The organism is Bacillus songklensis (assembly GCF_042649685.1).
GTDB classification, from domain to species: Bacteria; Bacillota; Bacilli; order Bacillales; family Bacillaceae_H; genus Bacillus_BA; species Bacillus_BA songklensis.
Genome location: NZ_JBHRZT010000043.1, coordinates 171,198 through 197,192, shown reverse-complemented (window position 1 = coordinate 197,192; position 25,995 = coordinate 171,198). Strand labels below are relative to the sequence as shown.

Here is a 25,995-nt window from a genome sequence, read left to right as displayed (position 1 = left end):
AATGATGAAGAAAGAAAAAGAACAACCGATGAATGGTTTAATGGTGCGAAATTTAAAGGAAATGAAGGAACATGCAGGAGGCATGAGGAATATGGAGACAAATAAAGAACTCAAAGAAAAGAAAGGAATGTCTCCAGATCCTGAACAATATGATGATTGACAATAAACAAAGTAATAATTCTCCGTAAAAGTAGACAAGCACAGAGAGACTTGTCTATTTTTTATGGGGAATTGTCTAATTGTCGTAATTATTTGTCAATTATCTCTAGCTAATGCATAGTATAGAGTAACCAACCTTTATAGAGGGGCGTTGTTTCTAAAAAAGCATTCACCATACTTTATGTAAAGACTTTATAAAAGGTGACAGTTTTTTAATAAATAAGGAGGGGAAGAAGATGGGAAAAGAAGATAACAAAAATTTTGCGATTTCAAAAGAAGACTGGTCCCTCCATCGAAAAGGCCATGATGACCAGAAGAGACATCAAGAAAAAATTCAAGAAGCGATTAAAAACAATCTTCCGGATCTCATTACAGAAGAAAGCATCATTATGTCAAATGGAAGAGATGTCGTCAAAATTCCGATCCGTTCCTTAGATGAATATCGTATCCGTTATAACTATGATAAAAATAAACATGTGGGTCAAGGGGATGGAGACAGTAAGGTAGGAGATGTTGTAGCACGAGATGGAGCCGAGGAGAAAGGTCAGCAGGGGGCCGGAAAAGGCCAGGGGGCTGGAGATCAAGCAGGAGAAGATTATTATGAAGCCGAAGTATCCATGATGGAACTGGAAGAAGCTTTATTTGCACAGTTGGAATTGCCAAGATTAAAGAGAAAAGAAACAGACCAAAACGTGGTGCAGCATATTGAGTTTAATGACATCCGCCGTACAGGACTTATGGGTAATATCGATAAAAAAAGAACAATCATGTCGGCTTACAAACGCAATGCTATGAGCGGTAAGCCTAGTTTTCATCCCATTTTTCCGGAAGATTTAAAGTTTAAAACGTGGAATGAAGTGCTGAAGCCTGAATCAAAGGCAGTAGTTCTCGCTATGATGGATACAAGTGGATCAATGGGAATTTGGGAAAAATACATGGCCCGCAGCTTCTTCTTCTGGATGACACGATTCCTGCGTACCAAATATGAAAAGGTAGATATCGAATTTATTGCCCATCATACAGAAGCCAAGGTCGTATCAGAGGAAGATTTCTTCTCAAAAGGAGAAAGCGGGGGGACGATTTGTTCTTCAGCTTATCGAAAAGCTCTTGAACTAATTGATCAAAAATACGATCCAGTCCGCTATAACATTTATCCATTTCACTTTTCGGATGGAGACAATCTAACATCAGACAATGCTCGATGCGTAAAATTCGTGCATGAATTGATGAAAGTATCTAACATGTTTGGGTATGGGGAAGTGAATCAATATAATCGACATTCTACGCTAATGTCCGCATATAAGAATATAAACGACGACAAATTTTATCATTATATCCTCAAACAAAAAGCCGATGTGTTTCATGCGATGAGAAGTTTCTTTCGGAAAGATGAAGAAGATAAGGCATATGCGTAAAGAAACGATCGGAGTGAGCAATCACTTTTTTTGAAGAAGAGGAACCGCTACGGTGGCTCCTCTTCTTATTATGCTAACGGGGCAGTATACTAACTATTCCTCTGCTGATTCTGTCTTTGTCGGTTTTGATTGTTTTCCGTTATGTTCAGACCAGGACCATGAGACATCTGGTCGAGGACTTACCGGTCCGTCAATGAGTTCATCCGCGGTCTGATCCGCGTCTCCCTTTAGCATTTTTTTTCTGTTATTTGGCAATCTAGCCACCTCCCGTTGTTGGGTATTTTGTGTTGGATAGATTGCTTTTATGCATTACGATAGAGGAGGCAGCCGGACAGGAGACCTCACAGTTTTTTATTGTGCTAACAAGGGCAATTCTTTAATAAGGACTCATCTTTTTTTGTAGCTACTTTATAAAATCAGGATAAGAATGATGCAAAATTTCCTCGTGTTACAAATACTTTGGGGTTGAATGACTTATCGTCTTTTCCAATACAAAAAGTATACAGTGTCTTCTATGTCATTAACTGAAGTAAAGGATAAAACATATAACAGGTACGTGAAGAAAGTATAAATGACGACAAATTTTATCATTCTTATCCTCCAATATAAAGTGTCCCGTCAATCTCAGGTTGATGTCTATAAAATACAAGGTTAGGCGATAATTATGTTAGAAGTTTTTAAGCATTCATTATTTAGACGGGGAGGTTATAAGATGCCAAATGTAACGGTTCCAGGACGAGGAACTTTTGAAGTAGAAAATGGGACAAAGTTAGTATTAGCACTAGAGGACAACGGTGTAGATATTCTCCACCGCTGTGGAGGTAAGGCAAAATGTACGACCTGCAGAGTAGAAGTATTGGCAGGAGAGTTTTGTGATATAACCAATGCAGAAAAAAATGCCTTTTCACAAAAAGGGATTGAAGATCATTTGCGTTTATCTTGTCAAATTCGTGTAAGTGGAGATGTAGCCGTTCGTCCTATTATGACAGTAGCAAGCTCTGGTATGGATGCTGGTCCGAGACCAGTCGAATAAGTCAATTTTGTATTTCAAAACAGAGAACATAAACCAGCCGTAAAAGGAGTGTTTTTGCCTGTGTTACACAGGATGAACAAACGTTCCCGATCGGAGACTTCTTTATACCAAAGAACCTTGACTTGCCTTACATTCATGAGTGAGCCCATTCAAAATGCAGAACCAAAAAAGAAAGGAACATGCTAACTATACCAAGTTCCTCATAGGGGTAGAAAAACATACAAGTACTCTTGTATGCTTTTTAATAAAATCAGTTAATCTTTTAAAAATCAGGGATTGACAATGATTGAGTAGACGTTTTCTAATTATATAGAATTAAAGATTTTTTAATTAAAAGTATTTGCTTTGAATTTATTTTGAATAACTAACCTATATATGAGAAAAAATTCAAATCTACTATTCATGGCAAGGAATATATCCTAAGGATAAAAACTTTAACATACTATCTTTTAAGATCAATGTATTGGCTTAGAATTTTAGGTGGTACATGCCATCATATTTTCAATCATATATAATGATGTATCACTATGGAAGCATTGGGGAAACATCAAGATATACAGATACAGTTATCTGCGTATCTAGCGGCAATCTAGATGGGACGAAGAGCTTTACATTCGACTATCATGGAAACACGGTTAAAGACTTTATAATAGGCTTTTCGTTTTACAAACATCCAGTACAGGTAAAACATATTTTAAAATTCAATGAAAATGGGTTAAAAAGGGAATATCAAATTTATTAGGCTTTATATCTCGAATTCGAAATAATATTCAGGTTGTGTTCTTATTTCGAAAGTTGTTGATAACGTGTGTGAAGATGTTTACACTGCCAGATTTTATAGATAGAAGGGAGATCATATAAATGACTAAAAAATCGATGGGAATTCATCATATTACGGCTATTGTGGGGAATCCACAAGAAAAGTTTTTATCTTTTACGGAACACAAAAGTTATTTGGTTGGTTTGGAGGCTGTGGCATAAAAGGAACTGGATAAACGTTTGTTTCATTCCGAATATCAGGCTATTGATTAAGTTTATATATTTCACGAGCCATAGATTCTAGAATATAAACAACGGGTACTTGTGTAGTAATATTAGCTTCTTCAAAAAATTCCTCAGTTACATAATATGGAATGTTTATATCAGAGATTTTTGCAATGGTTGAGAGTTTAGTGTTTGTAATGCTAATAATTTTACTTCCTTCTTGTTTAAGTTGATGAAGATGAGTGACTGTAAAATTATTTTCTCCTGAGACAGATAAAGCAATTGTTACGCTGTTAAACATGAGTTTGGAGTGAATAGGAAAGTGAGGGTCTTTAATATACATCGAAAATTTACCTAAGCTTGAGAAATATCTCGCACCATATTCAGCAAGAATACCTGAGCTTCCTATCCCAATAAAAATGACATTATCTGCTTTGGTAACTAGACTTGCAGCCTTCCTGACTTTTTCTTCTATATCACCTTTTAACGTCCGCTCAAAAAACTCAACTATTGAATGTTGGGGGCTTTTTATGTTTCCATTCGTATGTTTAGTTGTATAGGATTGAATCTTGTTTTTTTGGATTTAAAGCGTGGGCATCATTTTGTTTCTTGAAAAATCAAGTGTACGCATCCGCAAGGTTTTTCAAAGAGGATTGAACGGCAATACTATCCACTTCTTTTAGCTATACCAACTCTTTTTTTAGTTGCGTTAATTGAGCAGAACACGAATGATAGGTTAATCCTTTGCCTGTTTCTGTGTAGTTATTATTCCATTTGGTAAGAAAATAGTTAAAGACAAAACATGAACACCCAATAGTTTTATGGATTAAAGTGGCTTGTTTTTTAGTTGGATAGATGCGAAACTTATAGGCTTTGTTGATCAGCATGGCTTTCCCCCCTTCCTTATTATACCATTATTAGGAATAAAAATAAAAACATTTGTTCTGTTTTATCAAGAAACTCGCTTGGAAAAATCAGATACACAAAAGGAGGAAAAGGGGCGGGACTCGTACAATGATGATTTTCAAGTCATTTTATATACACTCAAACAGTCGGACAATTGAGATGGCAAGTGAGCCATCTCTAGTCCGAAGGCGATTCCATCCCCCATTTACTCTTTGGGTTACGCCCTTCTCATTCCTTGAGGAAGGGGTGTTCTCGCCTATTTTTTTGATAAATTTACACGACAAACAAATGCTAATTACTATGGATAAAATATCGGGAGGCAATCAAATGAAAAAATATCAATTCCCTGAAGGTTTCTTATGGGGAGGAGCTACAGCTGCCAATCAAATAGAAGGCGGGTTTTATGAAGGAAATAAAGGATTAAATATTGCCGATGTTCTTCCAGGTGGAAAAGAAAGACTTAAAATTTTACAATCCCCGGGTTTTAATTTCGAAATCGATCGAGAGAAATACAGTTATCCAAACCATGAAGCCATTGACTTTTATCATCTTGTAACAATTTCTCACTATGAAATGCCGTTAAATCTTGTTAAAGAATATGGAGGTTGGAGAAATCGTGAAGTGGTTACCTTCTTTGAAAGATATGTGAATGCGATATTCAACCGTTATAAAAACAAAGTGAAATATTGGATGACCTTTAACGAAATCAATAGTGGATTTATTATGCCCATCCAGGGCCTTGGTTTCTCTATCCAAAAGGAAGAAGACAAATACCAACCAACATTCCAGGCATTCCATCATCAATTTGTTGCTAGCAGCATTGCTGTAAAAACTTGTCACGAAATCATTCCAGACGCTCAAATTGGATGCATGATTTTATATGCACCAGTTTACTCGTATGATTCCAATCCGGAAAATGTGATGTATGCCCTCCAAGAAGAACGCTTTTTTAACTATTTTTGCGCAGATGTTCAGGTGAGAGGCGAATATCCTGCTTTTATTAAACGTTATTTCAAGGAGCATAATATTGAATTAGAAATTCAGGACGGTGACCTGGAGTTAATTAGGGAGGGCACTGTAGATTATATTGGATTTAGCTATTATATGTCTAGAACAGAGAAAAAAGACAAGTCAGATTTAGAAAATACAAAAGGAAATCTCATCGGCGGAGTTAAGAATCCTTTCTTAAAGGCAAGCGATTGGGGGTGGGAAATCGACCCAGTAGGATTACGTATTAGCTTAAACCAATTGTATGACCGCTACCAGATACCGCTGTTCGTTGTAGAAAATGGGTTAGGAGCCTATGACAAAGTAGAAGAGGACGGTTCAATCAATGATGACTATCGAATTGATTATCTTCGTGATCACATTAAAGCAATGGGTGAAGCAATTGAAGATGGCGTTGAATTAATGGGCTATACAAGCTGGGGCTGCATTGATTTGGTAAGTGCTTCATCAGGCGAGTTCTCTAAACGTTATGGTTTCATTTATGTTGATAAACATGATGATGGCAGTGGGACATTAGAACGCAAAAAGAAAAAGTCTTTCTTCTGGTATAAAGACGTAATTGCAACAAATGGGGAAAAACTATAAAAATGAAGAACGGTTACCTAAGGAACAAACAGAGGTTTGGGAATGTGAATCAGAAGACGGTATTGGGTGGATGAGAAAGGATTTCTCCTATGAGAATCATCAAAATTGTCCGTTATGCGGTCATAAGATGAGAGCTGGGGAACGTCTTTTAGAAAAGTTGCCCCCTAATCTCTATCGAAAACGATCTATATCTATGTCTTGTACAATAACAATGTTATATGATAAAAGCTTGGACTATTTTTGCTCCGAGCTTTTTTGCTCCCTGCAGGACTCCGTTATATTAACTGGAAAATCGAATAAAGTATATAATTAAACTGAAGAAGAGGTGAAAATAGAGTTGAAAACAAAAGGACCAGAAGGAACTGAAGATTTTATGTCACTTGAAGAGGTTGTTGTAACGGAAGAGTTTTTAAATTCACGTCCTAACCCTAAAAAAATACAGAAAGTCGTGGACTACGTAAAACGGACAGGCTCCTTAGATGAACCCATTACAATTAAGCGGGATACGAAGATTCTCACGGATGGCTATACACGCTATATTGTAGCTAAAAAGGTAAAAATGGACCTAATCCCTGTTGAATACGAAAAATGAGCATAGAAATGAATGTCGCTTTTTTTATAGTGATAACGGAGCGGTTTAGTTGAAGAACGAATGTTATGTTAACCTTCAGCTCGCAGCTGAAGATTTTTTTCTTATGATTGGAGAAACAAGTTTAAAGAATATCAATGATGGGAAGTGCTCCCGTTATATTCTTAAGCAAAAAGCCGATGTGTTCCATGCGATGAGAAGTGTCTTTCGGAAAGAGGAAGAGGGCAAGGCATGCTCATAAAGAAAGCCCGGATTTTACCGGCTTTCTTTATGCATTTTTTTATTTTCCTTCTAGATGTTCAGATTGGGACATACATTACAAGTGAATAATTAAAGAAAAAGGTGGTTCATATCCTTCAGAAGACATTGGCCGCTTTTTTAGGCAGCTTTTTATTAGGGATAGGCATTAGCGGCTTTTTGGCCCCTTATCATTTATTAGATGGGGGCGTTATTGGTATTGCTCCTATTCTCCATTATTACTTTTCTTTCCCTACTGGATTATGCATGATTGTTTTAAGCACTCCTCTATACTTATATGCCTGGAAATATGAGAGGAATTATTTTTATAACAGCTTAAACGGCCTCTTGCTCTCATCACTCTTAATTGATTGGCTCTCTCCGTTGCGACATCATTTTGACTTACCTATTTTCTTGAGTGCGATTCTGGGAGGAACATTGGTTGGAATCGGTATAGGATTAATGCTGCGTTATGAGACAAGTACAGGTGGAACAGATTTAGTAGCTCAGATTTTAGCCAAATGGACTTCATGGAATGTAGGGATATTAATCTTTGTAATTGATAGTATTGTTGTCCTGTCGGGAATAGGGACAATTGGATTGACATCTTTCATGTTTTCATTAGTGGTAATTTCTGTTGTAGGCGTTACGACTTCCCTTATGGTAATAGTACCTTCTGTCCGTTGAAGAACGGTAAATCCCGCATAATCTGTAGTATCACGAAGAACCCCATAGTGGATTAACGCGTGGTAATGCTTAAAAAACATTGATATAAGTCGATCCTTTTCTTTTAACATAAAAATGGGCAATAAAATTAACAGAACTTCTAAAGTCAAACTCTCCCTCAGAAATAAAAGAGGGAATTGCCTCAAAGAAAAGACATGTACGTTTCTATTCGTACATGCCTTTGTTGTATTGCTATGACGTTATTTCTGTTTCTTGTAAGGCATTAGAGTCAATTTTGACTTGAAAAACTTCAATTCGTTTAATATGATGCTCTTCAATGTCTGTCCCCGGCAAGTCGTTCACTTCATCGATTAATACTTTTGAATCAAAAATGTAGTGACTTTCCTTTATTTTTTGAACATCAGGGACTTCATCCGCATCGAATTCATCACGAATCTCGCCCACAATTTCCTCCAAAATGTCCTCAACGGTTACAAGCCCGGCTGTTCCACCGTACCCATCCATTAAGATGGCCATAATGAATACATTTTTATCCTAATTTGATAAGATGAATAGATATATTTGAAAGGAAGGATTAAACTCCTTATCATAAAATATTAAAATGACAATTAAGTCAATTCTTCAATCGTCCTACAATGGAGATCGGGAACGATTTTCTTATACTCAATTTTTTGGCTTTCAGACTGTTGCACAAGGCGGGGTAAAGGACAAACTGGATAACGTTAGCTAAAAAGGTAACGTTTTTATGATGTAACACTCATTTTTTGTAATGTTTTGACATCTTTTGTAGAAAGGGTTTTCATTTTGCCTTATATTGTTCATAATATCTTTGGTTGTCTATGAAGAAGGGGAAAAATATTTTTAAATTGGGGGAAATTTTTTATGTGGGTAATCACAGTCTATTCAAAGGAAAACACGACAATGTTTGAATTTGACACGGAAAAAGAAGCAAGAGAAGCTTTCGAGAACATTCAAGGATACAAGATTCTTTCCGAGGTTGTTTACTTTAATGATGAATGTTTTGCTTTAGCTACTATTTAAGGTCTTTATCATGATAACTAGGATTAAAAGAGGCTGAAACCCAAAAGTTATTTATACTTTCGAGTCAGTCCCTTCCTTATCATACTTTATAATAATTTACTGGCTTTTGCTTCGAATAGGGAAGGTGTATAAATTGGATAAACATTTTAATGAGACAGAATCTTTACTAGTCCTTATCATAACTATCAGCACATTTTTCGTAATTTTAGGATGTTCTTTTTATGCAACTACAATCATGCTGGGGTATTTTTTATTTTTATTTATGTATCTGTCTATAAAGCAACTTATTAGTCGGGGATTTAGAGAATCAAGATTATCTCGGTTCCTTCTTTCTATCTTATGTATACTAATTGTGTGTGAGATAGTTCTTAACTTTGCTCTTTAATATTCGGAGGCATGTTTCATTATTGATAATCCCGGTTATGTAAATAAAGGGGCCGACTCAAAAGCCTCAGGGGAAGGGCAATAATCTATTTTTTCTGTGATGAACCGTCACTGAAATCCGTGATTTTTTTGGGTTTTTAATGAAGGTTCATTGCAGGAGGGTGTCCCAAGTACATCTTTTACTTGGGACACCCTCTTCTTTCGGTCCTAAAGTAACATTGATCATGTTATGACTTACTGCTTCGTGACTCCCATGGAAGAACAGAATTTCTTCCATAATCGGCGGTGCCGGGCCGCGCGATGGTTGGCGAAACGGGGACGTTAGTTGAAGAAAGGGCAGCATTTGACCACCTAATCAAAGGCGGTCTTTTTAATTACCTAAAAAATCAATACTAAATAATAACACTAAAAAAGAAACACACTGGTCGTACTCCTGTGATTGCTGGAAAATATATTTTCAAAATTCTATGACCGCAAAAAATTCGCCCTTTATCCTTTGCTTGTTTCTATATTCCTTAGTTCGTAACCACAATCGGGACAATCGTAAATCACATTTTGATTGGATTGTGCAGTCAACACTAAGTGGATTTCTTTTTGTGATTTACAATTAGGACATGTGACAACAGGCAAGTTCATGTTCATATACATCCCTCCATTCATAGCATGTAGTATCGGCAGTAATTTCATACTTATTTAAGAGTTTTATCTTATGCAAGAACTCGATGAATCTTCTCAAGCGAATTCTGTCCCATGCTCCTTTTATTACAGCTATCGCCATTCAATGACTAAATGAAGGCTTTTTATACAATCATATTGACTTTCACTATAGATCATCATATTATTATCTTAATAGTCAAAAAAGTTAAGACTATTGATGAGTTTGGGTTTATAATACTTCAAAGGGGAGTAGCTAATAGTTATGTCGACATTACGTGATGTGATCATCACCGGCTTAACTGGCAACATGAGATGTTGTTTGCGAGACCTTTGCCAATTTGGTAAAGGTTTTATATAAGATCGAAAAAAACCTTTACCAGAAATTTTGGTAAAGGTTTTTTATTTTATTTGGCAGGAGGAAAACCGTGATCTAAAAATATGTAGGAGCCACATCACTATCCATTATTAGGTATTTTTTTGAAGAGGAGAAACATAATTAGTTGGACATAGATATACAAAGAAAAATTCTTTTATTCGTTACATTTATCGTGACAGCTAAATTGTATGCCGTCACCATTATAACTTTGGAACTTTATCATCCTCCAAGAAGTATTTCTATACACACCCAGAATGTGCAAGTAAATCACAGCCCAAACACTTTTTACAGATGATGATGTTTAAAAGTGTTAAAATTTTGCATTAAGGGTTTGCAAAGTGGAGAGAGAATTTTTTGAAATGTAATAAACAATAAGTACCGTCTATCTTCCACTTTTTCGGTATCACAATTCTTTTTCTGGGAATTATAGTGAAAAAAGAGGTAGTTATGATAGGGCTTATCCTCGCAATAATTGTATTTAACTTTATTGCCTTCAGAACAAACAAAAGGTTGACAGTGAATCAAATTGTTCACATTTGGACATTTACAATTGCGTTCCAGTTAATCTTCGATGTGATTGTGGAATTTAAATACCACGGATACTGGTATTTTGATAAGGGAGTGAACTGGGCAGGAGTTCTTCCGCATACTGTATTAGTTCCACCCGTTAATATGATGTTTCTAAATTGGTATCCTTTTAAAAATGCAATCAGTAAACAGATTGCTTTTATGATTATTTGGGTAATAGGTGTTCTAATTTATGAAGTACTCACATTACTTCCTGATCCTTGGGGATACTTTCATTATGGGTGGTGGAAGTTGTGGTACGCAGCAATTATTGACCCTATACTTTTGCTTATCTTATTAACATATTATAAGTGGATATGTAAACTAGAAAAGAAAGCTATTAGCGGACAATAATAACAAATCAAAGGGATTCTTATGTGTAATGAATACATTTGTATGTATTTGAAAAAAGAATGGGCCAGAGAGTATCCGCCCTCCGATACTGGTTATAAATCCTATTATCAGAGGTCGGGTATGTCTGCACCATCTGCACATCGAAGAGGTAAAACCATAGAAAATGTATAAATCAAAACCTTTTGGACGCCAAGGAGTTTTTGCAATCGGCTTTCTCTAAGGGTAGTTATATCCATTAAAAACGGATAAAAGTATCTGATTAATGTATATCTTTCTTTTTAAAGCGTCCCCCGCGCACTTCCGTAATATCTCCCACGGCTAAGAAAGCAGATGGATCCAATTCTTCGACAAGTGCTTTAAGTTTGGCTTCTTCCAGCCGTGTAATAATGCAAAAAACCACCTTTTTATCGTCACCTGTATAGGCCCCTTCACCATTCAGAAAAGTAACACCACGGCCTAAACGCGCAGCAATCGCATCTCCAATCTCTTTGTATTGGTCACTGATGATCCAGGCAGACTTTGATTCCTCAAGCCCTTTTACGACAGCATCAATGGATTTGGAAGCAATAACATATGCCAAAATGGAGTACATGGCACGATCCCATCCAAATACGAATCCTGCCGCACCTAAAATAAAAACATTAAAGAACATAACAATTTCGCCTACAGAAAAAGGAACTCTTTGATTAATCAAAATAGCAAGGATTTCCGTACCATCCAACGCTCCACCAAAACGAATGACGAGCCCTACTCCTACTCCAAGTACTATTCCCCCAAATATGGTAGCAAGGAGAATATCTTGAGTGAAGGCAGGTACCGGGTGGAAAAGAGCAGTAAAAACGGATAAAACAAAAATTCCAAAAATGGTAGAAAAAGCAAATGTTTTTCCGATTTGCTTATATCCAATAAAGACGAACGGAAGGTTTAAGAGGAGGATAAAGATTCCAAGGTCCAATCCGGTAAGATGGGAAAGCATAATGGATATGCCTGTAATTCCCCCATCAATAACATGATTGGGAACTAAAAAGATTTCGAGACCTGTCGCCATAAGTAATGCTCCAATACTTATAGCAAGAGCTCTCCGAATAATTTTAAACATGGATAACTTTCGGTGTCGAGATTTTGTCTGTGCAAGTTCAGTCACCTGCATCCCTCTCCTTTTTGCAAGATGTATTATGTAGTGTCTCTTGTCTTATTATAGCGTAAAGATTCATTAACCTTGATAAAAAAGCATGTACCTCTTGAGTGTTATGATTATAAACTTTAGGTAACATGAAACAATTGGTTAAATCGAAGGGGCTGACCCAAAAGGACACTTTACACGCCCTTTTGGGTCAGCCCCGTTTATTATATCACTTGATTGCCAAATCGATATTATTTTTCCGATTAGCAGGAATAAATCTAGACAAATCAAAAGAAGTGCTTGAAAATGCTTAATTCGGGTAGACATTACGTTTTTTTGGGCTAGTTTGTTCATCAAACATAGAACCGCTGCCGACTCCCTGTTGCTCGCAGGTGTAGTGACAGTCGGTAGCGGTATATTGTTTAGTCGATTTTATTTTTCGTTCTGCACATCATCGGCAATCGGATTAGGTACATTAAGTCATATTATGGGTGACTGGCTGACAAATAACGGAGCTCTATTCTTAGAATCCGTTCCGGTGGGTTATCAGCCTTTTTACCCTTTTGGTCAATCTTTATCCCTGATGTCCTGCTCTTCCGCAAATTCTGTTCCATATGCCAGTCTTCGGTTGAAACTGGTTTGCTGTCTTTCGTTTGTTCGACCAGCGGGAATGCGCTTAAGTAAATAACGGTGAACAAAGATTTCGGCCGCTGTAATGACGATTGCTGACAGAATGCTTCCCCAGGCGATTTGCAAATAGTTGTCTAGGAGTATATTGCCGAAAATCCACACACTCATATAGGTCAAAAGAAAATCAACCACAGTAGCGGTTGTATTTCCGAAATGCGGCAAGATAATTCTATCTCCTAATATATAAGAGATAATGGTGACAACCAGGCTAAAGGAGAGAATGTCAACAATGGTCGCATCAAAAAATAAATCTAGACCAATCGCAAAAGCAATAATACATGATATAAATTTTACAAGTAGTACGGTTGTATTTTTCATCATCCGAACCTCCCTTTTCTATTTAGTTTGAATCAAAAAAGGGAATTTCATACATGAAATTAAACATTTTTATCCCGCGCTAACGGCGAGCGATCATTAAAGAAGACATATGCAACGGCTGACTGTTATTTCGGTCTTTTTCTCTTTTGATATAAAGGTTAAGACTAAAATTTTAGCAGAGCCTATTATATAAATCCACATTGAAAATCCGACATGGCAAAAAGCAGCCATGTCAGATTTTCAACGCATAAGCATTTGCCAAACAACCTTACGGTCTCTTGGCAAATGCTTATACGAAAACCTTTTCAGCCTATTCAAGATGTAAAGACAGAAAAACGGTAAGTAGCTTAAAAAGCAAAAGCTGATGTCGAAAAATAAAAATGGATTTATATAGTAAGAAAGGCTTGATGAAACACTATAAATGTATGAATCTCTCCTTTATGGTAAGACTAGAAGCATATAAAGCGTAAGGGAGAGAAGAACAATGCTGACCATCACGACTTTGGTACTGAAGTATTACTTTCTTGATGAGATTGAGAGAATAAGAATGGAAAATGTTATTGTGGATTGGGTTCCAGGCACAAACAGATTAATCATAGAACTTGATGATAAAGAGCTGTTGGAGATATATAATGACTGCTTAAAGGAGAAATTGATGTTGTAGATTGAATTTTTTTGAGCGGGATGCCCAATTATAAAAAGGGAATCAACAATCCCGTTCTTTTTTCGTTAAAGATTTAACTTTTTTATTAAAGTACATACTTTCAGTCTTCTGATTAGCTTTTTGTGGCAGATGGTGTTTGGATTAATGATGGGACATGCTGATTTGACGTATCGTCATTCCATTGTAAAGTTTAACGTTTAAAGAAAAGCTATTCATTTCATGGTCGGGATTAGAAGGAGCTGTACCTATTGTTTTAGCCACTTATCCAATCATGGCCGGAATCGAGAACAGTCAACTCATTAAGCATGATAAAGAAACAAAAAAGAAGCCCTTGCAGGAAGGGCTTCTTTTTATTCGGAAGAGTAGCTAGGTTGGTTGGTAGAAATGGATATAAGGCTAACAAAACAGGAATAGTTTGAAGGATATTATGGAAATAGTGGAATTTATTTCTTGGATAGAAGAGGTTTTATTTTCATTGCCTCCGGGAAAACATTTTCTAAACATAATAAAGAAAGGAGTTTACAAAATGAGTATCATCGGATTTAAAGATATGAAACTAGAAACCTGCCATATGATAATCCTGTTTAATAAAGTGAAATTTCATCTGTTTTCTCTTTAATGTTTAAAAATTTATGGGACAAGGGTAATAGATATTCAACAAACGAAAATGATTACTGTTAGAGGAGATGTTAACAATGACTAGTTGGAAAAAGAAATTTATGGTTGGTGGAATGGCGTTTGCGTTAACGCTTGGAGGATTAGCTGGATGCGGTGATGGAGTAGACCAAGATAATGGTGTTGATGATGGTCATCAAAATGATGAGATGGATGAAAAAAATCCAGAGGAGAACTAAAATAAAACAGGAACCAAAAGGCTCCTGTTTTATTTTAGGAAATTGATCCAATACCAACTTGTTCTTTATATTTTTGAATTAATCTCTTTATATTAAAGTTCGATTTCGGTCTCTTCTAGCTGAGGGACTTGTACTTTCTTTTTAAATGCTTCGACTTGTTTAATATGATGCCCTTCCATATCGAGCACTTTGAATTCATATTGATCAAAATCAATGGAATCCCCTTTTTGGACATCAAATTGTTGAGTCAAAATCCAACCGCCGATCGTATCCACCTCTTCTTCTTCAAGATGTGTTCCTAACAAGTCATTTACTTCATCGATTAAGACTTTAGAGTCGAAGATATAATGATGTTCATTTAGCTTTTGAATGTACGGTACTTCATCGGTATCAAATTCGTCTCGAATGTCTCCCACGATTTCTTCTAAAATATCTTCAACTGTCACAAGTCCGGCTGTGCCGCCGTATTCATCCATTAAGATCGCCATATGGATTCGGTCTTTTTGCATTCTTAATAACAAATCATGGATGGGGATAGATTCAATGACTTGGATAATAGGTTTTACATAATGCTCTATAGGCAAATGCTTAATTTCTTTTCCGTTTACAAAATCGGTTAAAATCTCTTTGATATTAATTAGCCCGATAATCTGGTCTTTATCGCTATCGGAAACTACGGGATAGCGCGTATATCTTTCAACACCTGCAATACCTAAAAAATCTTCAATGGTTGCTTCTTTTGATATGCTCACTATTTCCGTTCTTGGTACCATAATCTCTTTCGCAATGCGGTCATCGAATTCAAAAATATTGTTGACATATTTGTACTCCGATTGATTGATTTCCCCGCTCTCATAACTTTCCGAAAGAATGATGCGCAGCTCTTCTTCACTATGGGCTATTTCATGTTCGGAAGCGGGTTTCAGTCCAAATATACCTGCCACTGCACGGGCTGAATGATTTAATGCCCAAATAAATGGATATAGGACTTTATAAAATAAAATTAAAGGGCGCGCAAATTGTAATGTAACCCACTCCGCCTTTTGAATGGCCAGCGTTTTGGGTGCAAGTTCGCCGACTACAACGTGTAAAAACGTAATGAACAAAAAGGCAATAACAAATGACAGAAAGCCTGCAATTGATGGTGCCATGTTTAGTTTTTCAAAAAGGGGATGCAATAATGTTTCGACAGTCGGTTCCCCCAGCCATCCCAAGCCTAATGCAGTAACTGTGATACCCAACTGGCAGGCGGAAAGAGATTCATCGAGATTTGAAATGACCCTTTTAGCTGCTATGGCTCTTTTATTTCCTTCAGAAACTAATTGATCGATGCGTGTACTGCGGACTTTTACGATCGCGAATTCTGAGGCGACGAAAAATCCAGTAAGTGCGATTAATAAAGCGACTAGTATCAGATTAATGATTTCCAACTATGATTCCTTACCGTGCCAAGAAACACAACAGGTAAGGTAACACCTCCTAATATATCTTCGTGACAATATTTTTGCGGCTCAATAAAGTCAAACTTTGATCAGTGAAGGTTCTACCGCTCATGAAACTGAATCAAGTTCATATGTCCATTATAAATAAATTCCTTTAGTGATATTAAGTTTTTTGCTTTCACTCTCCATATATGTGCAGGAATCCGGTTCGTTTATTAATATTTCCTTTTACTTTAAATTGTGCCCAAATGAAACGACCCAATGCGATGAACGTAAGAAAGCCCTTTAAATGCAAAACACTTCAGCATTTGCAGTATTCACCACAAAATAAAATAAGTCTTGCCATGTTTTGCGATTGAAGCATAAAAAGGTTTCATGCGTCTGTTATTTTGTCAAACTGATAGTGTATAAAAAGAATGAGGTTTTAAACTTTTGTTCTTTCGGTAATAAAGATTTTAGAAGATGAAACATTGTGCTTGCATGTAAAGAGAAGGAGATTTATTTTAAAGATAAAGATATTTAAACAGGGGAAGTGAATACGTGTCAAAGTCAAAAGTACAATTTTGGACGCTTCAAATTTTGTTAATTGTATTGATTATTTATGTCAGCACGAAGATTTCTTTTTTATTTGAGCCAATTGTGGTGTTCGTGTCGACTCTTTTCTTTCCGGTTTTAATTTCGGGCTTTCTTTATTTCTTATTTAGCCCGATTGTCAATTTTTTAATTAAATATAAAATTCCTCGGAATTTGGCCATCCTCATTTTATATATAGTGTTTATTGGTTTAATGAGTGTTGGAATAGGGGTAGTTGCGCCTATTTTATCAGATCAAATTACGGACTTGGTCCGCAACATGCCGTCTTATATTTCGAAAATCCGTATCTTTTTTGATGATTTATCTCAATCAAAATGGTTTAAGTGGATGTTAGGACAAGAGTTTGTCTCTCTTGAAAAGATGGAAGAGACTTTGACAAATTATGCAGCGTCTTTACCTGATAATCTTACGAGAAGTGTGAGAACGGTATTTGGCGTTATTGCAAATATTACGTTAACTGTTGTGACTGTTCCTTTCATTTTGTTTTATATGTTTAAGGATGGCCATAAGTTTCCGAAGGCAGCCGTTCGTTTCTTACCTTCTTCTTATCGAAGAGATGGTCTTCATATTATTGAGGAAACAGGCGAAACATTATCTGCCTATATTCAGGGGCAGTTTTTGGTGGCATTGTTTGTTGGAATATTTACCTTCATTGGATACTTAATTATTGGCTTGCCTTATGGACTCACTTTGGCGATTGTAGTAGCGATCACGAATATCATTCCGTATCTTGGCCCTTTTATCGGGGCAGCTCCGGCTGTAGTCATCGGGTTGCTTGATTCACCGACCAAAGCGTTGCTTGTTATTGTCGTGATTACGATTGTACAACAAATTGACGGTAACTTTATTTCGCCGCTGGTCATTGGAAAACGTTTGGATATTCACCCGCTTACCATCATCATCATTTTATTGGTAGCAGGAAATCTCGCTGGAGTGCTAGGGATGATTTTAGGTGTTCCTCTATATGCGGTTACTAAAACGATCATCATCAATATTGTGAAATTGGTGCGATTAAGAAATAGAGAAACCAAAGAGGATGTACCAATCTAATAATGAAAAAGGTCAGCCGCCCAAGCTGACCTTTTTCATTATTTCTATCTAGATACAAATTTATTTCCTGTAACCCAAAAACGCCATGGATAGTCACGGGCCTCTCCCGAGTTCTCAATGCCGATTCTTTTTCCTTGCGAGATACTTTCCGGAATGAATCCCTTTGAGAGAAATAGGGGAGGCCTGAAAATAGGATGGCCGTAATCTTCCATGGTGATACCCATCGCTTTTGTGAGCTTTCCGGGACCGTTCGTCCAATTTTTTATATCGGTCATTCCTTTTCTTCTTTCCTTCATAAGAGATTGTCCGCTGAATGGTTCTAGTGCGCGGATAAGAACGGCTTCCGGCTTTTCGAGTTCTCCGCTGACCACATTCACTAAACAATGGGTATGCATGACGTATGTATACACATAGCCAGCTTCTCCAAACATGATCTCCGTTCTTTTTGTTCTTCGGTTGCCGTAACTGTGGGATGCTCTGTCACCGGGACCGATGTATGCTTCCGTTTCCACTATAAAGCCGGAGGTGGTTCCTTCCTTTGTCTCTTTTACGAGGAGACAGCCGAGTAAAGACTTGGAGAGCTCAAGGGTTGACATTTGAAAGAAATCTTTTTCAATCGGCTGAACCACTATTGATTTTTCGTTTTCATGATCAGGGTGCAGGTAGTATGGAAACACGCTGTTCAACTTTTTCTTCTCCCTTTCCTTTAGAGTTTATATAAGGTTTACTGTCTTATTTAACCTACACATTCGGGCCATGTTTCAAACCTCGAACACTGTCTTTTGGTTATATTTAACTTTAGTAAAATAATATTTGACTTTTGGGGTTAAACCCCTTAAAGTAGGTTAAGGTAATTCCGGAAAGACAATAACTAAATCTTCTTATCGAGAGAGACGGAGGGACTGGCCCGACGATGTCTCGGCAGCGGACTCTAAAAAGAGTGCTGTGCCAAATCCAGCAGGCGTTATGCTTGAGAGATGGGGAGAGTGTTTCTTATATATTGTATATAAGACCTCTTCTTGTTTGTGAGAAGGGGTCTTTTTGATGGATCTATACTTTTATCAATATTAAAAGAGAGGTGCAATCATTGGAAAAATCAAAGGGAAATCCATTGGCTTTAATGCCGTTAGTCATATTTTTAGCTTTGTTTGTCGGGTCTGGAGTGATTACAGGGGATTTTTATAAAATGCCTGTTTTGGTGGCCATTTTAATTGCCGCAACAGTCTCATTGATCATGAATCGGAAGGAAACGTTAACGACAAAGGTGGAGCGATTCGCAGCTGGGGCAGGTCATCCGGATATTATTATCATGACGTTCATTTTCATTCTGGCAGGTGCTTTCTCTGAAACGGCAAAAGGTATGGGAGCGGTGGAATCCACGGTTAATCTAGCATTGTCTGTTCTTCCTCCAAGCTTTTTAGTCGTCGGTTTATTTGTCATTGGAGCATTTATTTCGCTATCGATGGGCACTTCCATGGGAACCATTGCAGCGTTGGCGCCAATCGGAGTCGGAATCAGCGCTGAGACCGATATTTCAATGGCTCTATCTATGGCAGCGGTCATCGGCGGCGCGATGTTTGGTGATAATTTATCATTCATCTCTGATACAACGATCGCAGCGGTGCGTACACAGCAAACGGAAATGAAGGATAAATTTAAGACGAATTTCTTCATTGTATTGCCGGCTGCCATTTTAACATGTATTATCTTGATTGCTGTCACAATGGGAAATCATTCCGAAGTAGCAGCAGAGAGTTTCGATTGGGTGAAAATCCTTCCTTATGTAGGAGTATTGATTACTGCATTGTTAGGATTTAATGTACTTGCAGTATTGACAGGCGGTACTGTCTTAGCGGGTGTGATTGGCCTGGCAGACGGAAGCTACACATTATCAAACCTTTTCCCAAAAGTAACCGAAGGCATTTTAGGCATGGCGGAATTGGTGATTCTTGCTTTGTTGATTGGCGGAATGGTTGAAATTATCAAGTATAACGGCGGTATTGATTATTTATTAAACTTAATGACTCGAAACATTAAGTCTAAAAAGGGAGCGGAGTTCGGTATTGCCGGCCTTGTAAGCTTAACTAACTTTTCAACTGCCAATAACACCATTTCTATCATTTTCACAGGCCCGCTCGCGAAAAACATTGCGGATCAGTACGAGATTGATAAGCGCAAATCAGCGAGCTTACTCGACATTTTCTCGTGCGGTGTTCAAGGTTTAATTCCATATGGAGCACAAATCTTAACAGCAGCTAAGCTGGCGGCTATTTCACCTATTAGTGTTTTACCTTATTCTTTCTATCCGATTTTAATCGCGATTTGCGGCGTGATTTCCATTTTGATCGGATTCCCCAGGTTTTCAGCGATAAAGAAGGAAAAAGAGCGAAAAGTATATGGAGTAAGCGAAAGCTATAGGGGTAAATAACAAAAAGTCAGCCGAGCGGCTGACTTTTTGTTATTTAATTTGCTCCTTCTAACAACCTTAAGGAAAAGTGATGGGCGATATCCTTAGCTCTATGCCTTCACAAGGCATAGAGCTACTTTTTTGAAATGTCTATTTTCCCCATTCCTTTACAGGTGGTGCACTTTTTCGTGACTGAAATGATAAACGATTTCCTTTTTTGTTTCCCAACCCCTTTACATTTTGGACATACGATCATAAAAGCCACCTTTTTTATCACCTTCTGTCTTTTTTGATTTTTACATATTAAGAGTAAGCGGGAATGTTTAGCTATAGAAAGAGCTGACATGACCAGGGAAGGCTAAACGGCAATACCCAGAGGATAGTGCATTCCTTCTCTTCCTTTCTCGGTGAGAACGCCGCGTTGGTAAAAAACTCTACATGTGAATGATCACGAAATAAATGTTGGAATTCATGTGCCGTTAGTTGATGAACATGGAAAGGCTCATTGGAAGGTTCGCCTTGAATTCTTTCTCCAGTATATTCAATCATGGTGTACCCCTTTCATTTCTTTAGCTTCTTTCTTTTTAAATCTTTTTTAGAAAAGCTTTATTAAAGAACAATGTTGTTTTTATTATTTTGGGATCAATTGTGTGAAATGGCCATTTCACACAATTTCAGCGGAAGTTGAAAGTGGATAAATCGACACTAGACTTTAGCATAGTTTTTAGAAAACAAGATCATTTTATCGTCACAAATGAGAAGGAAAAATTATACGATATCATCTGCTATAAAAACAGAAAAGTGACTACAGAGTTGTTTGTTTAGAAGCGATGGCTATGCTACAATTTCAACACGGCAGCATATAGGATTGGCTTTTTTTGATCAAAAGCAAGGAAATTCCATTTTAAATTGAGCCAATAAATATTATTATGGATAAGAGCGAGTTGCAGGTTAACAAGGAGTATAAACGTTACTTAACTAAAACACATACAGTTAATCATAAGTGAAAAATTGTATCGATTTGAGAGAGGACTAGGAAAATGAATCATCAGAAACAAAAAGAACAAGTTGAATCAAGACGCACCTTTGCGATTATTTCCCACCCGGATGCCGGGAAAACAACATTAACGGAGAAATTGTTACTATTAGGCGGTATGATTCGCTCTGCAGGTACGGTAAAAGCCAGAAAAACCGGGAAGTATGCAACGTCTGACTGGATGGAAATTGAAAAGCAGCGCGGAATTTCCGTTACATCAAGTGTCATGCAATTCTATTATAAGGACCACCATATTAACATCGTGGACACACCGGGGCACCAGGACTTCAGCGAGGATACGTATCGTACGTTGACGGCTGTGGACAGTGCCGTGATGGTGATTGATGGTACAAAAGGAATTGAGGAACAGACCATTAAATTATTTAAAGTATGCAGCATGCGCGGAATCCCAATCTTAACATTTATAAACAAGTTAGATCGCGAAGGAAAAGATCCGCTGGAGTTATTAGAAGAGATTGAAGAAGTGCTTGGAATCGAGTCGTATGCCGTTACTTGGCCGATTGGGATGGGAAAGAGGTTCCAGGGAACATATGACCGTTTTCAAAAGAAAATTGAGGTGTATCGGGGAAATGAAGATTCGTTTTTCGTCGATTTTGATGGAACGACTGTAACAGATGATGTGACCGAGCATATTGATGAAGGTTATCTTCCTTCCTTAGCCGATGAGCTTGCTCTTTTAGATGAAGCAGGAAATGATTTTTCCATGGAAAAAGTCAAGAAAGGAAAGCTCACACCCGTCTTTTTCGGCAGCGCCATCGCTAACTTCGGTGTACAGTCTTTCTTTGATGAATTTTTGCAATTAACGTTGCCGCCGCAGTCTCGCGAGTCATCAAATGGTGAAATCGATCCTACGGATACAAATTTCTCCGGTTTTATCTTTAAAATTCAAGCAAATATGAATCCAGCCCACCGTGACCGAATTGCGTTTGTAAGGGTATGTTCAGGTAAATTCGAGCGGGGCATGAACGTTACTCTGTCCAGAACAGGACGAAAGTTAAAATTGTCACAATCCCACCAATTTTTGGCTTCCAGCCGCGAAACGGTAGAGGAAGCATATGCCGGGGATATTATCGGATTATATGATTCAGGAACATATCAAATAGGGGATACCCTCGTTGGAGAAGGGGCATCTGTTTTTCAGTTTAATCCATTACCAACGTTCCCCCCTGAACTATTTGCGAAAGTGCGTGTCAAAAATGCGATGAAGGGGAAGCACTTCGAAAAAGGAATCACTCAATTGGTACAGGAAGGAGCTGTCCAGCTTTACCGCACTCCTTATTTTGGTGATTACATTCTCGGGGCTGTCGGGGAGCTGCAATTCCAGGTCTTTGAGTACAGAATGAAAAATGAATATGGAGTGGATATCGAGTTTCAACGTTTAAGCCATGTTGCGGCTAAATGGATCAATAAGGAAGACTTGCAAGATAAAATGATCGATTCCCGTGTTATGTTGGTTGAGGACCGGGAAGAAAACCCTGTATTATTATTTGAAAATGATTTTGTACTGCGCATGTTCCAAGAGAAATACCCTTCTGTTGAATTAAGAAGTACGTTTGGGTAAAGAGGAGCGGAGGCGACTGTTTAGCTCCGACGTGCGTTGGAACTCCTTCCTACAGAACCGCTTTTGGGTTCTGTAGGAAGGAGTGAAACGTCTAGATCAGGGAAGGGATTCCCACTTAGACTTCTCCGATTATGCTATGTTTTGAAGTGAGGATTTTACTGCCCTTTAATGCGGGATAAAAGGGTTTGGTGAAAAAGCCAGACTCTTTTTCTGTTGATGAGCCAAGGTGAGAGGAGAAGAACAGAAAATGAGATATACATATTTCAAGAATCTTTGGATGGTTGCAATATTAACACTTATTATTGTTATATTGCCTGCATGTCAACAGCAGGATTCCAAAATCCCAGCGGTAGTGGAGCGGGTAGTCGACGGGGACACGATCAAGGTGGAAGTGAACAATCGATCAGAAACAGTTCGGCTGTTGCTGGTGGATACTCCAGAGTCTGTCCATCCATCCAAACCTGTCCAACCATACGGAAAGGAAGCCAGTAATTTTGTTAAAGAGCTGTTGCCTGAGGGAAAAGAAGTCAAGCTAGAAATGGATGTAGGAGAAAGAGATAAATATGGACGTTTGCTTGCTTATGTATGGGTTGATGGCAAAATGCTGAATGAATTACTACTTGAAAAGGGATATGCACGTGTTGCTTATGTATTTGAACCCAATACAAAATATGTTGATCGATTTAGGGATATACAGGAAAAGGCTCGTAAGCAAGAATTAAAGATATGGTCGATTGAGAACTACGCAACGGATAGAGGATTTGAAGAAGATCAAGTAGAGCAAAACGAAACAAAGAGTGAACAGAAAGTGAGCTGCAAACAGCCTTTGATAAAAGGCAATATAAACAGTAAAGGCGAAAAAATCTATCATACACCGGATAGTCCGCAATATAAAGTAACGAAACCGGAAATGATGTTTTGCACAGAAAAAGAGGCAAAGGCAGCGGGGTTCCGTTCCCCTGATAGGTAAAAAAGAGGCTGTCCCATAAGTCTCGAGTTAATGATAAAAGTTGATCTTTACTGAAAGGACCCGTCACGGAATCCTGTGATTTTGCTGGATTTTCATGACGGGTCCTTTTAGGAGGATGACTCAAAAGGTATGGCCTTTTATACCTTTTGAGTCATCCTCTTTTATATATTTTCTCTGTATTCGGTCAATGTTTGGGTGAATTTTCCTGTACCATTGCATGAAGAACATGCTCTCTTGTAAAAAGGAATCATTGTATCCACTCGTCCAGCACCGTTGCATTGTTTACAAACCGCTACGATTTTCAACGTCTTTTCTCCTTTACCCGGTAATCTTATTGTTAGCATTGACATTTAAAAACAATATATGCAGTGAAACAAAGATGTTTAAAATATGCTTGACAGTTTGTGTGGGCGGAATTATGATTACTTTCATAATCATATGTTTCAATGTTAACTTGCTTAATCCTTTATAGGAGCGGGGGAACCGTAATTGTACATACGATGTACTTGGGGTGAATCTTTAATTAAAGTAGGATACTCTCAAATCCGAACCCGACAGCTAACCTCGTAAGCACTTTTTGAGGGAAGGGACAATGATTGTCATTGACCATTCTTCGGAATGGTCTTTTTTATTAGTAAGGCAACGTTAACCGTATAAAAAACATACGGTTAACGTTGCCTTATGAAGTGGACCTTTCCCTGGAATATAGGAGGAAGCCATTAGTTTTATTGAAGGTCCACTTCAGGTATATGCGTTTTAGCTTATCTATTTTTAAATTCAAGGATATGTGTTAAAGACTCCATTTACTGCAGTAGTAGGGGATGATCGAGGGCAACATTATATTTTTGATGGTTTGAATGACTTATTAATTTGAATGACTTATTAAGAAGAGAATAATTGGAATGAATCATTATTTGAGAAAGAAGGAAGTTTTTTATGTTACCAAAACGCATTCAATTGGCGCCTCCGCAGTTGCTTATTTTATTTTTTGCTTTTTTTATTTTATTAGGTGCAATTTTATTAAAATTACCGATTGCGACAAAGGAGCCGATTAGCTGGATTGATGCACTTTTTACGATTACATCTGCTACCACCGTCACAGGGTTAACATCGGTCGATACAGGCACGACTTATACGTTGTTTGGCCAAACCATTATTATGCTTTGGATTCAAATCGGCGGCCTTGGAATTATGTCGTTTGCCATATTGATTTTTATCATGCTTGGAAAGAAAATCGGGTTTAAAGAACGTGTTTTAATACAACAGTCCCTTAACCAAACATCTTTTGGCGGTGTCATCCGATTGGTTGTGAACTTATTTGCTTTTGCTTTTATTATTGAGATTATTGCAGTCATATTTTTAGCTATTCGCTGGGTGCCGGAATTTGGAGTAGCCCAAGGTCTTTATTTTAGTTTTTTTCATGCTGTTTCAGCCTTTAACAATGCAGGGTTTGGATTGTTGCCTGATAATTTGATGAAATACGTAGGAGATCCGATTGTTAATATCGTAATTACTTCTCTCTTTATTATTGGAGGGTTAGGTTTCACCGTGCTGATTGATTTGCACAATAAACGCAGGTGGAAAAAGCTAAGCCTGCATTCAAAATTAATGATTCTTGGAACACTTTTACTAAATGCCTTAAGTATGATCATTATTTTGTTATTGGAAATGGATAACCCAAAAACGTTGGGAGCATTGGATTGGTCAGAAAAGCTTTGGGGTTCTTATTTTCAAGGAGTGAGCCCGCGTACAGCAGGCTTTAATACGATTGATGTGACAGCGCTCAAGGACTCCACCGCTTTTTATATGATGCTGCTAATGTTCGTAGGGGCGGGAAGTGCTTCAACCGGCGGAGGTATTAAGCTTACCACCTTTTTGATTATTGTGTTATCTGTTTTCACCTATTTGAAAGGGAAAGAAGATATCCAGGTATTCAAAAGGACAATCGACAATAAGCTTGTATTTAAAGCATTGGCCATTACCATGATCAGTTTATTATTTATTTTTGTTGCCGCTTTTATTTTAACGATTACAGAGAAAGCGCCGTTCGTCAAAATCATCTTTGAAGTCATATCTGCTTTCGGAACTGTCGGGTTAACAATGGGATTGACTTTTCAATTAACGGCGATTGGAAAACTGGTGATCATTTTTATGATGAGTATTGGAAAACTTGGCCCTTTAACGCTGGCTTTTTCTTTGGCAAGAAGAGAACATTCGAAGATTGGTTATCCAAAGGAAGATGTCCTTGCAGGATAGCAAAAAAAAGATGGAAGCAAAAGCTTC

General features: G+C 37.6%; 23 protein-coding genes, 5 pseudogenes and 2 riboswitches. Of the genes and pseudogenes, 18 read left to right on the top strand and 10 right to left on the bottom strand.

The features are described 5' to 3' along the window. The first annotated feature begins 4 nt into the window (after positions 1-4). Both ACFOU2_RS10575 and yhbH read left to right on the top strand, forming a co-directional pair. Positions 5-160: a hypothetical protein gene (locus tag ACFOU2_RS10575; protein ID WP_377914881.1), complete on the top strand. Its 156-nt coding sequence runs from the start codon at positions 5-7 to the stop codon at positions 158-160. Between the two features lie 235 nt (positions 161-395). Continuing rightward, positions 396-1,574: a sporulation protein YhbH gene (gene yhbH, locus ACFOU2_RS10570; protein ID WP_377914879.1), complete on the top strand. Its 1,179-nt coding sequence runs from the start codon at positions 396-398 to the stop codon at positions 1,572-1,574. Between the two features lie 93 nt (positions 1,575-1,667). On the opposite strand, the gene ACFOU2_RS10565 is transcribed toward yhbH, so the two are convergent. Next, positions 1,668-1,829, bottom strand: coding sequence for a hypothetical protein (locus ACFOU2_RS10565; RefSeq protein ID WP_377914877.1), 162 nt, complete (start codon positions 1,827-1,829; stop codon positions 1,668-1,670). Between the two features lie 457 nt (positions 1,830-2,286). Between ACFOU2_RS10565 and ACFOU2_RS10560 the strand changes: the two genes are divergently transcribed. Next, positions 2,287-2,607, top strand: a complete 321-nt coding sequence (locus ACFOU2_RS10560) for a 2Fe-2S iron-sulfur cluster-binding protein (RefSeq protein ID WP_377914875.1) — start codon at positions 2,287-2,289, stop codon at positions 2,605-2,607. Between the two features lie 872 nt (positions 2,608-3,479). Next, positions 3,480-3,599, top strand: a pseudogene (locus ACFOU2_RS10555) (hypothetical protein); the annotation flags it as partial. Positions 3,600-3,628: 29 nt separating this feature from the next. On the opposite strand, the gene ACFOU2_RS10550 reads toward ACFOU2_RS10555, so the two are convergent. Together ACFOU2_RS10550 and ACFOU2_RS10545 are read right to left on the bottom strand one after the other, a co-directional pair. Next, positions 3,629-3,985 (bottom strand): SIS domain-containing protein, encoded by a 357-nt coding sequence (locus ACFOU2_RS10550; protein ID WP_377914905.1) that lies wholly within the window; start codon positions 3,983-3,985, stop codon positions 3,629-3,631. Between the two features lie 78 nt (positions 3,986-4,063). Beyond that, positions 4,064-4,478 (bottom strand): annotated as a pseudogene (locus ACFOU2_RS10545) (helix-turn-helix domain-containing protein); the annotation flags it as partial. A 346-nt stretch (positions 4,479-4,824) separates the two neighbouring features. On the opposite strand from ACFOU2_RS10545, the gene ACFOU2_RS10540 reads away from it, so the two are divergent. From ACFOU2_RS10540 to ACFOU2_RS10525, 4 genes and pseudogenes are all read left to right on the top strand, one after another. Then, entirely contained in the window at positions 4,825-6,090 is a 1,266-nt protein-coding gene (locus tag ACFOU2_RS10540) for a glycoside hydrolase family 1 protein (protein WP_377914873.1), read from the top strand. Then, a pseudogene (locus ACFOU2_RS10535) lies at positions 6,074-6,250 on the top strand (cold-inducible protein YdjO-related protein); the annotation flags it as partial. The gene ACFOU2_RS10540 and the pseudogene ACFOU2_RS10535, both read left to right, overlap by 17 nt. 177 nt (positions 6,251-6,427) lie before the next feature. Beyond that, on the top strand, positions 6,428-6,682 hold the full coding sequence (locus ACFOU2_RS10530; protein ID WP_377914871.1) for a hypothetical protein: 255 nt from the start codon (positions 6,428-6,430) through the stop codon (positions 6,680-6,682). A 348-nt stretch (positions 6,683-7,030) separates the two neighbouring features. Then, entirely contained in the window at positions 7,031-7,603 is a 573-nt protein-coding gene (locus ACFOU2_RS10525; protein WP_377914903.1) for a YitT family protein, read from the top strand. 320 nt (positions 7,604-7,923) lie between these two features. Here ACFOU2_RS10525 and ACFOU2_RS10520 read toward each other — a convergent pair. Next, positions 7,924-8,119, bottom strand: a pseudogene (locus tag ACFOU2_RS10520) (hypothetical protein); the annotation flags it as partial. A 366-nt stretch (positions 8,120-8,485) separates the two neighbouring features. Here ACFOU2_RS10520 and ACFOU2_RS10515 point away from each other — a divergent pair. After that, the gene (locus ACFOU2_RS10515; protein ID WP_377914869.1) at positions 8,486-8,644 is read left to right on the top strand and encodes a hypothetical protein; all 159 of its coding nucleotides are present in this window, start codon (positions 8,486-8,488) and stop codon (positions 8,642-8,644) included. Between the two features lie 873 nt (positions 8,645-9,517). Here the strand turns inward: ACFOU2_RS10515 and ACFOU2_RS10510 are convergent. Beyond that, positions 9,518-9,670 carry a hypothetical protein gene (locus ACFOU2_RS10510; RefSeq protein WP_377914914.1) on the bottom strand — a complete coding sequence of 51 codons (153 nt, stop codon included), beginning with the start codon at positions 9,668-9,670 and terminating at the stop codon, positions 9,518-9,520. A gap of 838 nt (positions 9,671-10,508) precedes the next feature. Between ACFOU2_RS10510 and ACFOU2_RS10505 the strand changes: the two genes are divergently transcribed. Next, positions 10,509-10,982 (top strand): hypothetical protein, encoded by a 474-nt coding sequence (locus ACFOU2_RS10505; RefSeq protein WP_377914867.1) that lies wholly within the window; start codon positions 10,509-10,511, stop codon positions 10,980-10,982. A 259-nt stretch (positions 10,983-11,241) separates the two neighbouring features. On the opposite strand, the gene ACFOU2_RS10500 is transcribed toward ACFOU2_RS10505, so the two are convergent. Further along, positions 11,242-12,132 (bottom strand): YitT family protein, encoded by an 891-nt coding sequence (locus tag ACFOU2_RS10500; protein ID WP_377914865.1) that lies wholly within the window; start codon positions 12,130-12,132, stop codon positions 11,242-11,244. Positions 12,133-12,502: 370 nt separating this feature from the next. Here ACFOU2_RS10500 and ACFOU2_RS10495 point away from each other — a divergent pair. Next, positions 12,503-12,637: pseudogene (locus ACFOU2_RS10495) on the top strand (hypothetical protein); the annotation flags it as partial. 35 nt (positions 12,638-12,672) lie between these two features. On the opposite strand, the gene ACFOU2_RS10490 reads toward ACFOU2_RS10495, so the two are convergent. Next, complete coding sequence (locus ACFOU2_RS10490) at positions 12,673-13,113, bottom strand: YndM family protein (protein ID WP_377914863.1); 441 nt, start codon at positions 13,111-13,113, stop codon at positions 12,673-12,675. 484 nt (positions 13,114-13,597) lie between these two features. Here ACFOU2_RS10490 and ACFOU2_RS10485 point away from each other — a divergent pair, with 484 nt between their 5' ends. Together ACFOU2_RS10485 and ACFOU2_RS10480 are read left to right on the top strand one after the other, a co-directional pair. Next, entirely contained in the window at positions 13,598-13,777 is a 180-nt protein-coding gene (locus ACFOU2_RS10485) for a hypothetical protein (protein ID WP_377914861.1), read from the top strand. Between the two features lie 695 nt (positions 13,778-14,472). Then, positions 14,473-14,631: a hypothetical protein gene (locus ACFOU2_RS10480; protein WP_377914859.1), complete on the top strand. Its 159-nt coding sequence runs from the start codon at positions 14,473-14,475 to the stop codon at positions 14,629-14,631. 92 nt (positions 14,632-14,723) lie between these two features. Here ACFOU2_RS10480 and ACFOU2_RS10475 read toward each other — a convergent pair whose 3' ends face one another. Beyond that, complete coding sequence (locus tag ACFOU2_RS10475) at positions 14,724-16,061, bottom strand: hemolysin family protein (protein WP_377914857.1); 1,338 nt, start codon at positions 16,059-16,061, stop codon at positions 14,724-14,726. A 552-nt stretch (positions 16,062-16,613) separates the two neighbouring features. Between ACFOU2_RS10475 and ACFOU2_RS10470 the strand changes: the two genes are divergently transcribed. After that, complete coding sequence (locus tag ACFOU2_RS10470) at positions 16,614-17,717, top strand: AI-2E family transporter (RefSeq protein WP_377914855.1); 1,104 nt, start codon at positions 16,614-16,616, stop codon at positions 17,715-17,717. A 44-nt stretch (positions 17,718-17,761) separates the two neighbouring features. Here the strand turns inward: ACFOU2_RS10470 and ACFOU2_RS10465 are convergent, their stop codons facing one another. After that, complete coding sequence (locus tag ACFOU2_RS10465) at positions 17,762-18,379, bottom strand: DNA-3-methyladenine glycosylase (protein ID WP_377914901.1); 618 nt, start codon at positions 18,377-18,379, stop codon at positions 17,762-17,764. Between the two features lie 216 nt (positions 18,380-18,595). Continuing rightward, a riboswitch (SAM riboswitch) is annotated at positions 18,596-18,701 on the top strand. Between the two features lie 136 nt (positions 18,702-18,837). Here ACFOU2_RS10465 and ACFOU2_RS10460 point away from each other — a divergent pair. The 3 genes from ACFOU2_RS10460 to ACFOU2_RS10450 all read left to right on the top strand — a co-directional run bounded on the left by ACFOU2_RS10460 (position 18,838) and on the right by ACFOU2_RS10450 (position 23,712). Then, positions 18,838-20,145: a Na+/H+ antiporter NhaC family protein gene (locus ACFOU2_RS10460; protein WP_377914899.1), complete on the top strand. Its 1,308-nt coding sequence runs from the start codon at positions 18,838-18,840 to the stop codon at positions 20,143-20,145. A 1,019-nt stretch (positions 20,146-21,164) separates the two neighbouring features. Further along, positions 21,165-22,742: a peptide chain release factor 3 gene (locus ACFOU2_RS10455; RefSeq protein ID WP_377914853.1), complete on the top strand. Its 1,578-nt coding sequence runs from the start codon at positions 21,165-21,167 to the stop codon at positions 22,740-22,742. A 247-nt stretch (positions 22,743-22,989) separates the two neighbouring features. After that, positions 22,990-23,712, top strand: a complete 723-nt coding sequence (locus ACFOU2_RS10450; protein WP_377914852.1) for a thermonuclease family protein — start codon at positions 22,990-22,992, stop codon at positions 23,710-23,712. Positions 23,713-23,873: 161 nt separating this feature from the next. Here the strand turns inward: ACFOU2_RS10450 and ACFOU2_RS10445 are convergent, their stop codons facing one another. Then, positions 23,874-24,017, bottom strand: coding sequence for a hypothetical protein (locus ACFOU2_RS10445; protein ID WP_377914851.1), 144 nt, complete (start codon positions 24,015-24,017; stop codon positions 23,874-23,876). 140 nt (positions 24,018-24,157) lie between these two features. Next, positions 24,158-24,301, top strand: a riboswitch (cyclic di-AMP (ydaO/yuaA leader). A 347-nt stretch (positions 24,302-24,648) separates the two neighbouring features. On the opposite strand from ACFOU2_RS10445, the gene ACFOU2_RS10440 reads away from it, so the two are divergent. Beyond that, entirely contained in the window at positions 24,649-25,968 is a 1,320-nt protein-coding gene (locus ACFOU2_RS10440; protein WP_377914850.1) for a TrkH family potassium uptake protein, read from the top strand. The last annotated feature ends 27 nt before the right edge of the window (positions 25,969-25,995 follow it).

Excerpts from the sequence above, each read along its gene's own strand:
- ACFOU2_RS10540 (WP_377914873.1), top strand. The coding sequence starts at position 4,825 with ATGAAAAAATATCAATTCCCTGAAGGTTTCTTATGGGGAGGAGCTACA.
- ACFOU2_RS10505 (WP_377914867.1), top strand. The coding sequence starts at position 10,509 with ATGATAGGGCTTATCCTCGCAATAATTGTATTTAACTTTATTGCCTTC.
- ACFOU2_RS10515 (WP_377914869.1), top strand. The coding sequence starts at position 8,486 with ATGTGGGTAATCACAGTCTATTCAAAGGAAAACACGACAATGTTTGAA.
- ACFOU2_RS10480 (WP_377914859.1), top strand. The coding sequence starts at position 14,473 with ATGACTAGTTGGAAAAAGAAATTTATGGTTGGTGGAATGGCGTTTGCG.
- ACFOU2_RS10450 (WP_377914852.1), top strand. The coding sequence starts at position 22,990 with ATGAGATATACATATTTCAAGAATCTTTGGATGGTTGCAATATTAACA.
- ACFOU2_RS10460 (WP_377914899.1), top strand. The coding sequence starts at position 18,838 with ATGCCGTTAGTCATATTTTTAGCTTTGTTTGTCGGGTCTGGAGTGATT.
- ACFOU2_RS10510 (WP_377914914.1), bottom strand. The coding sequence starts at position 9,670 with ATGAACATGAACTTGCCTGTTGTCACATGTCCTAATTGTAAATCACAA.
- ACFOU2_RS10500 (WP_377914865.1), bottom strand. The coding sequence starts at position 12,132 with ATGCAGGTGACTGAACTTGCACAGACAAAATCTCGACACCGAAAGTTA.
- yhbH (WP_377914879.1), top strand. The coding sequence starts at position 396 with ATGGGAAAAGAAGATAACAAAAATTTTGCGATTTCAAAAGAAGACTGG.
- ACFOU2_RS10560 (WP_377914875.1), top strand. The coding sequence starts at position 2,287 with ATGCCAAATGTAACGGTTCCAGGACGAGGAACTTTTGAAGTAGAAAAT.
- ACFOU2_RS10455 (WP_377914853.1), top strand. The coding sequence starts at position 21,165 with ATGAATCATCAGAAACAAAAAGAACAAGTTGAATCAAGACGCACCTTT.
- ACFOU2_RS10440 (WP_377914850.1), top strand. The coding sequence starts at position 24,649 with ATGTTACCAAAACGCATTCAATTGGCGCCTCCGCAGTTGCTTATTTTA.
- ACFOU2_RS10490 (WP_377914863.1), bottom strand. The coding sequence starts at position 13,113 with ATGAAAAATACAACCGTACTACTTGTAAAATTTATATCATGTATTATT.
- ACFOU2_RS10485 (WP_377914861.1), top strand. The coding sequence starts at position 13,598 with ATGCTGACCATCACGACTTTGGTACTGAAGTATTACTTTCTTGATGAG.
- ACFOU2_RS10575 (WP_377914881.1), top strand. The coding sequence starts at position 5 with ATGAAGAAAGAAAAAGAACAACCGATGAATGGTTTAATGGTGCGAAAT.